Origin of the sequence: Streptomyces sp. NPDC101166 (assembly GCF_044768125.1) — a bacterium.
In the GTDB taxonomy this organism is placed as follows: domain Bacteria; phylum Actinomycetota; class Actinomycetes; order Streptomycetales; family Streptomycetaceae; genus Streptomyces.
Window position 1 is genome coordinate 861,836 of record NZ_JBIWPF010000001.1, and the last position, 14,350, is coordinate 876,185.

General features: G+C 64.9%; 14 protein-coding genes and 1 pseudogene. 6 read left to right on the forward strand and 9 right to left on the reverse strand.

What is annotated here, in order from left to right; all coding sequences use genetic code 11:
- Positions 1 to 22: 22 nt before the first annotated feature.
- The 3 genes from ACIRS4_RS03650 to ACIRS4_RS03660 all read right to left on the reverse strand — a co-directional run bounded on the left by ACIRS4_RS03650 (position 23) and on the right by ACIRS4_RS03660 (position 1,346).
- Positions 23 to 253, reverse strand: coding sequence for a GntR family transcriptional regulator (locus ACIRS4_RS03650; RefSeq protein WP_404189366.1), 231 nt, complete (start codon positions 251 to 253; stop codon positions 23 to 25).
- Positions 254 to 401: 148 nt separating this feature from the next.
- Entirely contained in the window at positions 402 to 935 is a 534-nt protein-coding gene (locus ACIRS4_RS03655; RefSeq protein WP_404189369.1) for an RICIN domain-containing protein, read from the reverse strand.
- Between the two features lie 231 nt (positions 936 to 1,166).
- Positions 1,167 to 1,346, reverse strand: a complete 180-nt coding sequence (locus ACIRS4_RS03660; protein WP_404189371.1) for a hypothetical protein — start codon at positions 1,344 to 1,346, stop codon at positions 1,167 to 1,169.
- 194 nt (positions 1,347 to 1,540) lie between these two features.
- Here ACIRS4_RS03660 and ACIRS4_RS03665 point away from each other — a divergent pair, with 194 nt between their 5' ends.
- Complete coding sequence (locus tag ACIRS4_RS03665; protein WP_404189373.1) at positions 1,541 to 2,035, forward strand: GNAT family N-acetyltransferase; 495 nt, start codon at positions 1,541 to 1,543, stop codon at positions 2,033 to 2,035.
- A gap of 148 nt (positions 2,036 to 2,183) precedes the next feature.
- Here ACIRS4_RS03665 and ACIRS4_RS03670 read toward each other — a convergent pair whose 3' ends face one another.
- Complete coding sequence (locus tag ACIRS4_RS03670) at positions 2,184 to 3,077, reverse strand: alpha/beta hydrolase (RefSeq protein ID WP_404189376.1); 894 nt, start codon at positions 3,075 to 3,077, stop codon at positions 2,184 to 2,186.
- Positions 3,078 to 3,326: 249 nt separating this feature from the next.
- Between ACIRS4_RS03670 and ACIRS4_RS03675 the strand changes: the two genes are divergently transcribed.
- Complete coding sequence (locus ACIRS4_RS03675) at positions 3,327 to 3,683, forward strand: hypothetical protein (protein ID WP_404189378.1); 357 nt, start codon at positions 3,327 to 3,329, stop codon at positions 3,681 to 3,683.
- A 229-nt stretch (positions 3,684 to 3,912) separates the two neighbouring features.
- Here ACIRS4_RS03675 and ACIRS4_RS03680 read toward each other — a convergent pair.
- Positions 3,913 to 4,651 (reverse strand): annotated as a pseudogene (locus ACIRS4_RS03680) (IS701 family transposase); the annotation flags it as partial.
- Positions 4,652 to 4,818: 167 nt separating this feature from the next.
- Here ACIRS4_RS03680 and ACIRS4_RS03685 point away from each other — a divergent pair.
- Entirely contained in the window at positions 4,819 to 5,235 is a 417-nt protein-coding gene (locus ACIRS4_RS03685) for a hypothetical protein (protein WP_404189380.1), read from the forward strand.
- A 361-nt stretch (positions 5,236 to 5,596) separates the two neighbouring features.
- On the opposite strand, the gene ACIRS4_RS03690 is transcribed toward ACIRS4_RS03685, so the two are convergent.
- The gene (locus tag ACIRS4_RS03690; protein WP_404189383.1) at positions 5,597 to 6,013 is read right to left on the reverse strand and encodes a hypothetical protein; all 417 of its coding nucleotides are present in this window, start codon (positions 6,011 to 6,013) and stop codon (positions 5,597 to 5,599) included.
- Between the two features lie 83 nt (positions 6,014 to 6,096).
- Between ACIRS4_RS03690 and ACIRS4_RS03695 the strand changes: the two genes are divergently transcribed.
- Positions 6,097 to 9,669, forward strand: coding sequence for a tetratricopeptide repeat protein (locus tag ACIRS4_RS03695; protein ID WP_404189385.1), 3,573 nt, complete (start codon positions 6,097 to 6,099; stop codon positions 9,667 to 9,669).
- Positions 9,670 to 9,923: 254 nt separating this feature from the next.
- Here the strand turns inward: ACIRS4_RS03695 and ACIRS4_RS03700 are convergent, their stop codons facing one another.
- The 3 genes from ACIRS4_RS03700 to ACIRS4_RS03710 all read right to left on the reverse strand — a co-directional run bounded on the left by ACIRS4_RS03700 (position 9,924) and on the right by ACIRS4_RS03710 (position 11,789).
- The gene (locus ACIRS4_RS03700) at positions 9,924 to 10,142 is read right to left on the reverse strand and encodes a hypothetical protein (RefSeq protein WP_404189387.1); all 219 of its coding nucleotides are present in this window, start codon (positions 10,140 to 10,142) and stop codon (positions 9,924 to 9,926) included.
- A gap of 177 nt (positions 10,143 to 10,319) precedes the next feature.
- On the reverse strand, positions 10,320 to 11,075 hold the full coding sequence (locus ACIRS4_RS03705; protein WP_404189808.1) for a class I SAM-dependent methyltransferase: 756 nt from the start codon (positions 11,073 to 11,075) through the stop codon (positions 10,320 to 10,322).
- Positions 11,076 to 11,330: 255 nt separating this feature from the next.
- Entirely contained in the window at positions 11,331 to 11,789 is a 459-nt protein-coding gene (locus ACIRS4_RS03710) for a hypothetical protein (RefSeq protein ID WP_404189390.1), read from the reverse strand.
- A 1,346-nt stretch (positions 11,790 to 13,135) separates the two neighbouring features.
- Here ACIRS4_RS03710 and ACIRS4_RS03715 point away from each other — a divergent pair.
- The gene (locus ACIRS4_RS03715; protein WP_404189392.1) at positions 13,136 to 13,297 is read left to right on the forward strand and encodes a hypothetical protein; all 162 of its coding nucleotides are present in this window, start codon (positions 13,136 to 13,138) and stop codon (positions 13,295 to 13,297) included.
- 81 nt (positions 13,298 to 13,378) lie between these two features.
- Positions 13,379 to 14,350: an arginase family protein gene (locus tag ACIRS4_RS03720; protein WP_404189395.1), complete on the forward strand. Its 972-nt coding sequence runs from the start codon at positions 13,379 to 13,381 to the stop codon at positions 14,348 to 14,350.

The following is a 14,350-nucleotide window of genomic DNA, read 5'->3' on the forward strand; positions in this document are numbered from 1 at the left end:
AAGGCCCCCCGGGGCGGAGACGTCAACCAGACGCGTCAGCGGGCCGGCACGGGGTTCGGCTCGAAGAGGTTCGGCGGGCGGCGAGGGTGCCGGCCCCGGCCACGGTCCGTATGAGACCGGCGGCCACGAGCTTGCCCAGCGCGGCGGGCGCGGTACCCATGGCCGCGCCGTACGACGTCATCAGCTCGGACTGCGGCGGCAGGCGCTCCCCCGGGCCGGATGAGCCGCTGGTGTACGGCCAGAGCGAGATCACCGGCGATTCGTTCGGCGGGTCTCACCGAAGCGAACGTGGTCGACAGGTTCGCGAGAGCTACCCCCAGCAACATGCCTTGGGCCCGCAGCCGAAGCCGCGGGCCCAAGCTGGGAGCGGGTCAGGTCCGGCCCCGCAGTGACGTTGCGGGTCAGACCACCGTAATGGCCGTCCACCGCTGCTGCGCTTGCCCGGTGCAGGTGGACTGAGTGACCTGCGTGCGCGGAAGGGGCAGGGCGCCCTGGTCCATGCACTTGCCGCTGTACTTGTTGACCAGACTGAACTGGTTGGTGCCGGCGACCGCGACACGCGTCCAGAGCTGGTCCTCGTACTCCGCGATGCAGGGGAAGCCTGACAGCCCGTGGCCGTTGTCCACGCTGTGGTAGCCGTTGACCAGGCAGGTTCCAGATGCCTCGTTGCGGAGCTGGAACCAGTCGCCCTGGACGGGGACGACCTCCCACAGCTGGCTGGCCCCGCCGGTCTGGAGATTGAGGACGGCCGGAGTGTCCTGCGCGGACGAGCCGCCCGACATGTCGACGACGAGGGTCGGAACCTTGACGGAGCGGATCATCAGGGGTCTTGGAGCTGCTTCGGGTGCCGCGGCGGCCGGGTTCACCGTCAGACCGGTGAGGGTCAGGGTCAGCGCTGCCGCGCAGACGGCAGCCGCCTTTCGGGCGAAGGGCATGCCTGTCTCCTTCCTGGTAGGGCCGTCCGCCGTGCGGGCTGGACGCGCCGCAACCAGAATCCGGGGGCACAGCAGTACTCTCGTCCGGTTGTAGATCAAACCCCCTGAAGGGTGGACTCCCGGGGAACTGGCGACCGGTCATCGCCCAGAGGTGCCAGCGACACACAACGAGCCTCACCGGTAGGCAGCTCCGGCGACCAGGACCAGCAGGCGGGGGCACCTGCATGGCGGTCACAGGCCGATCCCGACCGGCGGCGAGTTCCTCACGCGGTCCACGTCGTCCATGTATCGGGCCAGGACGCGGGAGCCGTCGGCGCACCCGCCGGCGCGGGCGATCTCCGGCGGGTCATGTCCGGCGGCCCGGGCGGCGGCGGCGAAGCCACGGCGCAGGGAGTTGCCCGGACCAGTCACCGGAGAGGCCGACGGCCACAGCCAGGCGCTCGGTGCGTTCCGCTGCCCGCGACCCCTGGCTCGTACAACCTGACGGTTGAAAGCGATGGTGGCCAGTACTCCAGCCACAGATCGTCATGTTTCCTGGTCTCGGGGCTGTCTGCACTGGCGGAAACTCAGGTGGCCTCAGCACACGATCTGGGTAGAGTCGGGCGATGCCCGAGCTGAAGCGGCTGCAGGCCGGCCACGCCCCGGCGGTCCTGGCGTTCGAGCTGGCGAACCGCACCTACTTCGCCGCCTCGATCCCCGACCGCGACGACGACTTCTTCGACCAGTTCATCGACCGGCACAACGCCTTGCTGGCCGAGCAGGAGGCCGGCATCTGCGCCTTCTACGTACTCGTCTCCGAGGACGGCTCGGTACTCGGCAGGTTCAACCTGTACGACTTGGAGGACGGCACTGCCAGACTCGGCTACCGGGTCGCGGAGCGGGCCGCCGGCCGCGGCGTGGCGACCGCGACCGTCCGGGAGCTGTGCCGGACGGCGACAGCGATGCACGGCCTGCGCACACTCCGGGCGGCAACCTCCCACGACAACGCCGCGTCCCAGAAGGTCTTGACCAAGGCCGGGTTCGTCCCGGTGGGCCCTGCCACCCCGGCCGACCTCGGCGGCAAGACAGGCACTTGGTACCAGCGCGACCTTCAGCCATGAACCTTGATCTTGCTCGCGGGTCGGCCACGGGAAGGCTGCGGCCACCGCTGATCACCGGGGCGTGAAGACCAACGATTATGCGGCGGCCGGCACTGTCGGCCAGGGCCGGCAGCGTGTTCTCACAAGGGCTGCTGGCCTCTGTCAGCGGTCAGGCGGTGAGTGCCGTGCGCAGGCTGGTGGCCATCAAATCGATGGCTTCCTTCCCGGCCGGCACCGGTCCGGTGTGGGTGAAGTAGTGGTCGACACCCTCGAAGCAACGGTGGATGACCGGAACGCCGGCGGCCTCCAAGGCTTTGGCGTAAGCGTCACCCTCGTCGCGCAGGCGGTCGTTCTCCGCGGTGATGACCAGGGCGGACGGCAGTCCGGCGAGGTCGTCGGTCAGTCCGGGCGACACCAGTGGATGAGGGAGGTCGGCGGGATCAGGGACGTAGGCGGCGGTGAAGATCCGCATGAGCTGAGGCGTGAGCAGGGGCTTGGCGATGGGTGACTGCTTGGTGGCCGGGTCGGCGAGCTGGTCGAGGGGTGCCGAGTCGATGATCTGGAAGCGGGGCGTGAAGGTGCCGCGGTCCCGAGCGGTGCGGCAGACCGCGGCGGTCAGGTTGGCTCCGGCGCTGTGTCCGCCCACGGCGAGTCGCGAGCCGTCCCAGTTGTTGGCGGTGCCGTTCTCGGCCACCCAGGCGGTGACCTCGTAGGCCTGTGTGACGGGTACGGGGTACGGCTGCTGCGGGGCGACGGCGTAGTCCACGTTGATAACTACGCAGCCGGCCATGGCGGCTATGTAGCGGCAGATGTGGTCGTCCTGCTGGGGGCGGGCGACCACGAACCCGCCGCCGTGGAAGTTGACGTAGACGGGGGCAGGGGCCGCCGCGGCGGCCGACGGGCGGTAGACGGTGCAGGTCACCGGTCCTGCGCCGGTCTCCACCAGGATGGACTCCGTGTGCTTAGGGATGTCGGTGAAGCGCAGATCCTTGTGTACGCGGCTCATCATTCGGCCGAGCAGCAGCTGGACCCCTCTGGCCTGGACTCTTGTCCTGAACGACATGACCAGCCTCCATCACTACAACATTAAAGTATCAGGATTCCTGATAATGAGGGCTCGTCGCTGATCACGCAAGGGGCCAGTCGTACCTGACCTTGAAGGCGCAGGTCGCGGCCAATCCGAACACCTTCGTGCCGTTCCTCATGATCGTGGGCAACGTGGCCAGCGCCGCCGTCTCCGGCTTCCGGCACATCGCTGTCCTCAAGTCCCTGGGTTTCACACCCCGGACAGGTCGTCGCGGACTACCGGGTGATGGCCTGCGTCCCCGCCACGGCGGGCGCGCCGGTCGGCACCGCCCTGGGCGGTGTGGTCGCGCCATCGTTGCTGCACCAGATCTTCCAGGGCGCGAAGCTCGGTACCGCGGCCGAGCAATCGACCATCGACGCCCGGGCGTACGCGACCGTCGCACTCGGCATGCCCCTGACGGTACTGCTGGCCGCGCCGATCCCCGCCATGCGCGCACACCGGCTCTCCGCGGCACGCGCAGTCAGCGGGGGCAGTGCACCGCACAGCGAACTGGGACCGGCGGTGCAGCGGTGGTTGACCGGAGTGCGACTGCCGCGCTCGGTGACTCTGGGCCTGAGGCTGCCCTCCGCCAACGTCGCCTAGTAGTGCTTCGTTAGGTTGTGGGCTGTCTGCGGCTGCTCCGGGGGCGGGGCAGGGGGCGTCCGCAGGTGGTGCAGGTACCGGTCCAGCACCTCAGCAGGTCCTGAAGAACGTCGAGGACCTGGTAGAGGGTCAGGCCGGTGTGCAAACTTTTGGGTCGAGCCGCCTGAGGGTGAGGAAGGCCTGGGCGGTGGTGACGAGGGTGACGTGGTGGTGTCAGCCGCGCCAGGTGCGGCCCTCGAAGTGGTCCAGCCCGAGTCCGTTGGTGCGGCTCGGCATCCTCCGGGTGGGCGACTTCCTTCCCGGTCAGGGCCAGGACATAGGACAGCCCTCGTTCCTGGAGACCGAGGCGGAACGGGGTGCTCACGCCGTAGCCGGCGTCGGCGACCACGACCGGCGCCTTCAACTGCCACTCGGCGAGTGTGTCCAGCAGGCCGAGCGCGAGACGCCACTTCTCCTGGTGCACCACGTCGTCGGGGACTCCTGCCCTGCGGCACCGGTCCGGCTCGTCCGTCCACTCACGCGGCAGATACAACTGCCACTCCAATGGGCGAGGCGGTGTCGGTGGCGGCATGGACACTGACCGCGACCTGGCAGTTCGCCCGTTTCCCGACCGCCCCGCAGTACTGGCGGGCCACCCCGGCCGACGCTGTGCCGCACTTGGGGAACGACACGTCGTCGATCACCCACACCTCAGGAGTGATCACCTCGGACAGCCGCTCAGTGATCCGCTGCCTGACCGGCAGCGGATCCCACGGCGACTGGTTCACGAACTGCTGCAGCGCCTGCATGTTCCCGTCCAACAGCCGCTCGGCCATCGGCTGGTCCGACTTCCGACGGCCGTCGAGCATCAGGCCCCGCAGATAACACTCGCCCCACCGCCGCTGATCCCGCCGCGGCACCGAGGCGAACACATCGGCAACGAACTCCGATAACTCACCCCGGAGCCGTTCCACTTCCCCCAGCCTCATGCCAAGAAGATGCCCAACACCAGGCGAGATTCACCCGACGTAACGAAGCACTACTAGGCCGTTTCGTTCGGATCACCGAACCCTTGGCATGTGAGCGCGCTCATCGGGTGCGGCGTCTCCGACGGCCTCTGTAGCCTGGCGTCGCTGTACGTCGGGGGGAGCCGACCGTGGAGAACGTACTGTCCGTGGCCATCGGGGCCGCTATCGGCCTCATAGGGGTCGTGTTCGGGTCGTGGTTCACCGCGCGCCGACAGGACCGCATGTGGCTCCGCGAACAGAAGCTCAAAGCCGGGACCGGCTTCAACACGGCCGTAGTTCAGCTTCTGGACTACCTGAAGGAAACACAGCTGAGTGACGGCGGTCCGGGAGCCAACGAGTTGGCGAACCGGCTGCAGGAAGCACGCTCAGCCCTCTACCTGCTCTGCTCCAACGACACCGTCGATCTCGCCGATGCCCTCGCGCGTCGGGTCTGGAACACCCGGCCCACCGACGGCAGGGACGACCGCCGGGCCGAGTTCCGAGAGACGTTGGATCTCCTGCGTCGCTTCACCCACCAGCTCCGGCAAGAGATCGCCAGATCCTAGTCCCCACCGGATCACCGGGCGGACCAGAGGAAGATGCCCGCGATGTGGACTCTCGTAGGTGGGCACCACCATCAGGGAAGGCGGCCACCAGGGCACTGGGCTGATCAGCCCTCACCGTCGTCCGGCCGGCGGCGAGCTGTGCCCCTGGAAGGAGGAGCACACCAAGCCCGCAGAAGGGCCCCGGCCCGGGTCGAGCACCTCTTCGCCCGCTGAAGGTCTGGAAGCTGGGTGAAGATCATTATGGGACAGCCTTTGATGGCTTGCACACGATCTTGTTGAGACGTGCTGGCAGGGCTTGGCTGGTAGGCGCTTTGCGCCGTTCATGGGGCAGCGGGCAGCCCGTGGTTCAGATGTTCCCTGGTCAGTTGATCGGGGGCTCCCCCCGCCTCGCAATCACACGGTTGTTCTCGACGATGGCGTTGCCGCCAGCGGCAATTCGGACGTTAGCACTGTCGGCTGAGACTTCGGTACGTTTTACGTGAGCCTCCTTAATGGCCTCAACCTCCACGGTGGCGTCCTGGTTCGCTTCGAGAGTGTTGTGGGACACAGTGCTGCGGTCACGCGCAAGGACATTGATCGACGTCCTGCCAGCGGAGTTCGACGACCTGCTCCCTGCGTTGTCGATCCAGACGAGAACCATCCAGACTGCGACGACAGTGCACAGAGCTGCAGTCAGGACCCAACTGAAGCTGCTGGTAGTGATGTTGGTGAGCACCCCGGCCGCTGCTCCAAGTGCGACCGACGCCGCCGCACGGAGTCGAATACCCAACGATGCCATGACGACCTCCCAGTCCCCCGAGGTTTCCAGATTAAGGCCACAAGGCCCCCACGGGGGAGCATTATGGGTGGGAATATTGCGGCATGATCCGGGAGTTGCGGATGTTTGGGGACTTCACTGACCGGGAAGAGGCTCTGGCCGCCTTCGCCGCACTGACAGACCACGGCTCTTCACATCAGGTCCTCGTCGTCCACGGTGTCGCTGGTCAGGGGAAGTCGACTCTTCTGCGCCATATCGCCGAGGAATGCGGGAGCGGTCGGCAGGCACTGGTTGATCTCGACGCGCTGGGCTCTCACCCCGAGGACCTCCTTCGCGCCTGTTTCGAGGTCATAGCCAGGCAGGTCATCCAATGGTCGCCGTGGTGGGTGCGCCGTTACCGCCTTTATATCTTTGAGCGCGCCACGTCTCGTGCGATCAAGGAATATCTCGACAATTCGTCCCGCCAGTCGGTGAAAATGACCGCCACCCACTCTAGCAGCATCTCCGACATTGTGATTAATCAAGTCGCACCCGAAGGTGACAAGCAGACTCGGTACGCTGCTTACCGGGAAGCTCTGTCCAAGGCACTTATCCGCCTCGTGCGCAAGGCCGATACTCGCCGTCGAGTCCTACTCATTGATACAACAGAGAAGCTGCACTTCCTTCAAAAAGGTTCCCAGCAAGGCAGCGTTGAAAACTGGTTCACGGCGCAATTCATCCCAGCACTCACAAGTGCAGCCCCAGATCTGCGTGTCGTTCTTGCCGGGCGAGAACCGCTCGAACTTGCGCCGGGCCTGACAGCCTCCCCACCCCTGGAACTCTCCGAATGGCCAGCCGAGCAAAGCGCCGCCTTCCTCCGCTCGTGCGGGATCCAGGACACAGAGATTGCTTCCCTCATTCACCACTCCTGTTCAGGTGTCCCTCTATGGGAAGCCATGGCTGCTGAAATTCTCAGTGAGGCGGACCGTGAAGGTAATCCCCTAACCGCCGCCAAACTCTCCACTGCTATCGCAAATCGCCCCTCCCACCAGTGGCTCACTCATGTTTTCATGAGTCGCCTGACGGACCGTGAGGCCGAGATCATTGCGGCAGCCTCTGTGCTGCGCACCATCACTCCTGAAGCAATTCAAGAATTGGTGGACGAGGACCTAGGGTCCAAGTTGAGATGGTATAGCAACCTGGAAAGATACTCCTTCATCCGAACCCACTCGCCCATTGAAGGAAACCCTAAGCAATCCATTCACCCATTGGTCCGGACCGCCTTTCTGGGTTACCTACGCCACAAGGAACATCAGCGATGGCGGGATCTGCACCGCCGGGCAGCAGAATCCGGCCGGCGAGCAGGTGACTTCGCCAGCGAGGCATATCACCGATTCGCAATTGGTGACGCATCCCTTGCTCCGGAATGGCGTAGGCGACTGAAATCTGCGAGGGAACAGTACGACTTGGCAACCACAGGAAATCTAAGCGAGATCATCACGGCGCCGGAGCAATTTCCTTATATCGTCGAGAGTGCGCCCGCGGTCGCAGGCCTCGCAGCGGAAATGCGTGGCAAACTTGCTGCAACAGAAGGCGCTCCAGCTGAGTACTGGCTGCAGCGCGCGCGAGGAATCTACCGTTCCCTTGGCGACGAGCAGGGCGAAGTTGGGTGCCTCGTACAAATCGGCCGCGACGCATGGCTGAGGGGCGAGCAAGAACGGGCTGAGCAATTACTCGCCCACTCTCTGGCAAAGTGTCAGATCCTTGCTTTTCGCGAAGGTCAGGCTGCAGCCTTGCAGTTTTTGGGAACCATTGCTCTTCAGCGCAGCAAGTTCGACGACGCCAAGGGACTGCTCGGACAGGCTCTGCAGCTTCAGCGTGACCTCGAGGAGTCGGACGGTCAGGTTCATACCCTCATCCTGCTCAGCCAAGTCTCCCTGGTGGTGGGCACTCTTGAAGAGTCGGAGAATCTACTCAGAGAAGCGTGGGACGTGTGCCAGGCGCATGGCAAAAGACTGCGGGCAGCCGACGTAGCTGAATCCCTGGGAGAGACGTTTCGAAGGCGTGGCAAACTCGAGCAGTCCGAGCATGTGCTCCAGCAGGCACTTCAAGAGTACCGAGCCATAGGGAACCGGCTCGGCGAGGCGAACGCCCTGCTGTCCCTGGGTGAGACGGTAGGGCTTCGCGGCGACCTGCAGCGAGCGGACTCCTTACTGCGAAAGGCCCTGAAGTTCTATCAGGTTCTCAGGTTGCAGCAGGGCGAAGCCAACACGCTCCTACAAATCGGTGAAGTCGCCCGACGTCTCGGCATATTGGAAGACGCCGAGGGGTTGCTGGTACGGGCCATGGAGATCTACCGGTCACGGGACGAACGGCTATCCGTCGCCAACTGCTCGTACGTGCTGGGCACTATTGTATCGATGCGTGGTGAGTCCGAGCGCGCAAAAGATTACCTGGATCACGCCCTGAGAGAATTTGGGGAACTCAACGACAAGCTTGGCCAAGCCAGCACCCTGCGCTGGCTCAGTGATGCCGCACTCGCTGACGATGATGTGGAGACAGCCGCACAACATGCTGAACGATCATTAGATCTTCACCGTGGCGCTGACAACCTTCTCGGAGTGGCCAACGCCCTGCAACTCATGGGGGAAATCGCCCAGCGGCGCGGGGACCTCCATGAGGCAGAATCTCTGATTACACGTGCTCTGGACATATATCGGAACATCGGTAACGCACCCAGCGAGGGCACGGCCTTGGCCATAGTTGCCGGCATCGCTCAGGAGTGCGGAGACGACGAGCGGGCGGACAGGCTGCTCGAGGACGCCATGAATACGTTCCTGAGTGTCAACAATATGACAGGTGGGGTAGTTGCTGTTCATTTGGTCGGCGACATCGCTGCCCAGCAGGGTGACCTTACACGCGCTAGCAATCTCTTCCAGAAGGCATTGGCCGCGTGGAGGGCATCAGAAGAGAAAGAGGGCATAGCGGAGGCACTTGCGTCCCTTGCGAAGATCGCCCGTCGTCGAGGTGACCTCATAGAGGCACAGCAGGCCTTCGAAGAAGCTCTCGACGTATACCGAGTCCTCGGTGATTCACCGGGTGTAGTGACGCTTCTGGGCGAGCTCGCCGACACGCTTACAAGGCGGGGTGATCTTAGGCGGGCAGACAGGTGCCTGCAGAGGTTGCTTCGCATGCACCGCGCCATGGCTGATCGCCGCGGGGAAGCGTCTGTCCTCGTATGCCTCGGCGAGAACGCCCGACGTCGACGGAAGCTGAAGCGAGCCGAAAAGCTGTCCAGCCTGGCGCTGATGATTTCTCAGTCCATAAGGGACCAGCCCCTTGAAGCCGACGCTTTGCAATTGCTGGGTCACGTGTCCCAGCAGCGTCGTGACCTGGAGCGGTCCGAGGATCTCCTCACCCAATCCCTGCAGCTTCGCCAGACGGCCAACAATCGGCACGGGGAAGCCGTCTGCCTCGAACTGCTCGGTGACACTGCATTACTGCGGAGAGACTTGCAGAAGTCAACTGCCCTACTCACGCGCGCCTTGGACATCTATCAGGCACTGAAGGACCCGCGCGGCATATCGGGCACACTCACATCGCTCAGTCAGACCGCCCGACTGAGCGGGGACACACAACGTGCCGCGGCGCTAGCCGAGCAAGCCCGGAATGCAGACGAACAAGTGCACCCACAGTAGCCCTGACAACGGACTTTGGTTCGCCGAATCGAAGTAGGGCCAAGACCAAGGCTACTAGACCAGATGCTCTCTAAAAGGAAGACCTCGCATCCCATAAGAAGCTCGCAGTCAAGCAGAGTCCCGTCACGCCTGCCCCAACGACGCCGACCCACTGCCAGGTGGGCAGGGGCGGAGCCAGCAGCCTTCGGACCAGGCGACAGGCAGGCGTCCAGTGCGGGGGTGGCGTGGTTCTGTCGGTAGTCGGTGTGGTGACGTCAGTTGTTCGTGAAAGCTGACGGCACCAGGTGATGACCCAGAAAGATGCTCGCGAATTCTGACGTCACCATCGGGGTTGCGGTGTCAAGCTGGATGTGCTCAGTAACGGTAAACAAGGCCCTGACCTCGGCTTGGCCGCGGCCACGCACGACAACCGCTTCGACGCGGCCGTCGAAGCCGGATCCGTTCACGCCACTGATCGACGAGATCCTGCCCATTGATCTGGATGCGACCAGGAAACAGCGCCACACCGTCACCGCGGATCTACCGCCGTCTGATCGACGAGCACTCCTCGTCCGAGGCGTTGCGTTGACCACTTGAACCCGCACCGATGAGAGGGCGCAAGCGTCCTACGAGCAACCGCGCGGTCCGGCCAGGGACTGAGAGTCCGGGGTTTATACCTTGCTCGCGACCACCATGTAGTTCTCGGCCTCAAGATCGAATGTGCTCAGTTCCGTCTGGAGTCCGACCCGGTGCAGCTCGACTTCGAGTTCCTCGTACCGGTAGGGCCAGCAGGACAGCAATTCCGAGCGGACAAGAACCAACCCGGTCGCATCAACTTGCGCGATCGCAATCTCGATGTGGTGCTCCTCCTCCCAATGCGGCGCAATCTCCCAGCGGTAGACCACGACGGCATCGCGACCGTTCCGGCGGACGAGTCGGTCACTGATCTCCAGCCGGGAACCTCTGGCCCTCACGAGTTCCCAAGTGCGGGATGTGAGTACCAAGCGCCCGCCGGGGCGCAGAAGCCGTGACATCGACTCCAGAGCAGCACCCCTGCCTGTCGCGCCCGTGGCATGGTGAAGCGAGTTGCCAACGCAGAACACCATGTCGAACGTGTTGTCCTGGAAATGGTCGGGCAACTCTTCCCAGTTCGCCCGGACGGCCCGGACGGATGCCCCGAACTCCTCGGACAACTCCGCAGTCCGACGAACCATCGCCTCACTGGCGTCAGTTGCGACAACCTGCATGCCACGGCCGGCGAGGCCAACCGCCAACTGTCCGGTTCCGCATGAACAGTCGAGGACGTGAGCGTTGGACGGCAGGAGATTGAGGGCGTCGTCGAACGACGCAGCGAACTCGGCTGGAGGCAACTTTGCATCCGAGATGAGCCATTCGTACACCTCGGCAAGCACGTCATAACCTGTCACAACCACTACCTCCGTCACACGGCAGACTCACGGTAGGACGTCAGTCCATCAGCGGAGCAAGCCGGGCACCAACGGTTTTCGCAAGGACACATGCAGTGGAGAAGAGGACGTCAGGGGTCTGCCAGGAATGGGCGGAGTGCGGGCGGCGGACGAAGGGAACGGCGAGGGCTGACGGAACGGACCGAACGGCGACGCTACTTCTTTCTCGACACGGTAACCGCAGGCGGCTATTGGCACTTGGGTACGGTCATGACATCAGCGCGCGGACTCTCCGGGTTCAGACGTAGCCGACTCTGTGCTGAGTGGCCAGCGAAAGCCGGCGTCATGCAGCTTGCCAAGTGCTGCTTGGTCATTTGACACAAGCACCTGCGCCAACCGAGCTGCCGCCGTCATCACCGCCGGCCACCCCGTCGCAGCGAGGTACACCTCGTCACTGGCATCAGCGCCGACCGCGTCCTGCACCGCACCGTAGGCAGCACCAAGGCGCGCCATCAGTTCCACTTCTTCCTTGGTGCGCAGGCACTGCCCAAGCCAGGGCAGCGGATCCTGCGCATCACAGAAGTCGTCGAAGAGCACGTGCACGATGTAGTCAAGGTCCTCGAACTGATCCGGATCGAGCCACACTTCGCGCTGCCATGCGGGACTCGCCAGTGCCACCACTGCCGGCACGACATGGAGGCGGTGGTACGGCAGCGCAATACCGTGATCGATCACGAGGCGAGAGTACGCGCCTCGTGATCGCCCGGACAGGCACTGCGCGAAGTACGAGCGCACCCCAGCCGCACCAGCGTGGCTGTATGTCATGGCGCACGTGGTCTTCGGGACGGTGGAGATCGGAATCACGGGACGTGAGACGCGCAAGGACCGCCATCGCACGTCCTCAGGGCTCGGGATGGGCTGTGGGTGCGCACCTGGCCGTTCGACACAGGCACAGCTGCCTGTCGCATCGAGCAGACCGTCCTGAAGTCCATACCTGACCGCCGAGCGGATACCCGCCGGCGGATGGGCCGAGGCCTTCGATGCCACTGTCGTAACCGCCGACATGCTGTGTCGCCTGGTCAGCGATGTGCTGGCCAAACCACCGGTATAGAAAGCCGCAGGTGTCTCTCGACGGGGCCATGCGCCAGAATACTGGACCGTTGAGCAACTCGGCCCTGGTTCCCGAGTCGTCAGGTGTACTGCAGCCCGTTTCGGTGCAACAAGCCTGCCTACGCTAAAAACAACGCGCTTCGGCTCAGTAGACAGGTTTATCGCAAGGCGTGAATTCAGTGCGGTTAAAACGCGTGAGACACTCCACGTCCTTGAATTACACCTCCAGGCACGCGCGGTCGCCACCGTCTTGACGGAAACAGGCGTCCGCGATGGCCTCAGCGACCAGTTTGTGCGGGTCGCTGCCTGTCGCTCCGGATTCCTGTGCCGCCAGGATCGCGGCCGCGTGAGAGGGCGAGACGGCGGCGACGCTGATATCCCGCACCCGGCCCGCGTCGCAGGTACCGAAGGGACCGAAGGGACCGAAGGGACCGAAGGGACCGAAGCCGAAGTGTGCCCGGCACGATACGACCGGCCCCCGGAGGGTGACCGCACGCCGCCTCGCCTGCGCTCTGACCTGCGGTTTCCACTCCACCTCGGTCTCCTCAAGCGTCACGCCGGATCGCCCCCGCCCGCGGCGCGCCGGCACGGGCGGCCGGCCCGGCCTCTCGTCCGACCGCAGGCGACGGAGAGCCGAGGCGAGGGAAAGGGGTTTCGCCGCTCCATGACGGGCGAGCGGATCGGGCCACTTGTGTCGGGGCCGCCGATCGCCGCCCGCGTGAGTCGCCGGACGCCCGCACCGAGGTGGGGGACTTGGATTTCGGGATAACCGCATCCTTTCAGCAAGGCGGAAAACAGACGCTTGAAGCGGCGGCAAACAGCATGGCAGGTCCGTGCTTCTTGACGGTCGGCAGGGTGATCGCCAAGGATTCCTCCGTCGCATCCGCGGCAGGCACGTGCAACACCTCGGGCCGCCGATCGCCGATCGGCAAGGCCTTTCCACTGTTTCACCGACAGTAGGGAGTGGAGCAATGTCGAAGTACACCCTGGAAAAGAAGCCCGCCTTCTTCCGCGCCGCCAACGCGGAGATCTTCTTCGAGGCGGAGGCCATGGAGACCGAGGCCGTGATCAGCAGCCTCGGTGCGGAGCTGGAGGTCGACGCCGAGCTGGACGCGATCCTCGGCGAGCACTGACCAAGGCACCCAGGAGGGAGCGGCTGCGGCCGCTCCCCCCGTCCGCCGACCGTTTCGAATTCCTGAAGGAAATGTGCTGACGTGCCAAGACTGCGGACGAAAACCGGGTTCGCCGGGCTGAGAACGGTCGCGCCCGACGCAGTGCCGCCGGACGCTGCCGCGGCGGTCGTCGGTTCCGGCTATTCCCTCGGCAGCGCCCACCAAGGGGCGGAAAACGGCCCCTTCTTCCTCCGAACGCTTTCCAGAGCGCATACCTGGGGTGCGGAACAGCCCGGCATCGTCCAACTGCGCAACGGGCGCGTCCCCCTGGAACGAGCGGTCGACATCGGCGATGTGCTCTTCGACGGCATGGCGCTCGCCGACGCCCAGGAGGCCCTGGCCCAGGTGATCGCCGCGTTGCCCGCCGGCACCGTCCCCGCGGTGATCGGCGGCGACCACACGGTCACCCTGCCGGTGGTCGAGGCGCTGTGGAAGGGGCGCCGGCGCCCCTTCACGGTCGTCCAGTTCGACCACCACCTGGACGTGCAGATCTGGGACGGCGCACCGACCCGGGACGTGCCCCGAGAACCGATCTTCAACACCAACGTGATGTCCCATGTCTCCGACCTGGTCGGACACGAACGACTCCTCCAGATCGGGGTGGCGCCGTACGCCACTGTGGAGGCCGACAGCGCCGACGTCCTGGACGGCTACCTGCACGGCGTCGGCCGGCAACTGCCGCTGCTGGCCCCGGAACTCGACGACCCCGAAGGCTTCCGCGCCGCCCTCGGCGCCGGCACCGACGTCTACCTCACGGTGGACATCGACGTCCTGGACCGTTCGGTGATGTCTTCCACCGGCTATCCGGCGGAGGCCGGCCTGGGCACCCGGGATCTGCTGCGCCTCATCGACTGGGTGCTCCGGGACAACCGGCTCGTCGGCTTCGACCTGGTGGAGTTCGCCGCCCCCGCCGACGCCCGCGACGCCACCACGCTCTCGGACGCCGGCCGCGCCGTACTGGTGTTCCTGCATCTTCTCAACTGGGCATGCCGCCAGGCGGCAGAGAGGGCGTGA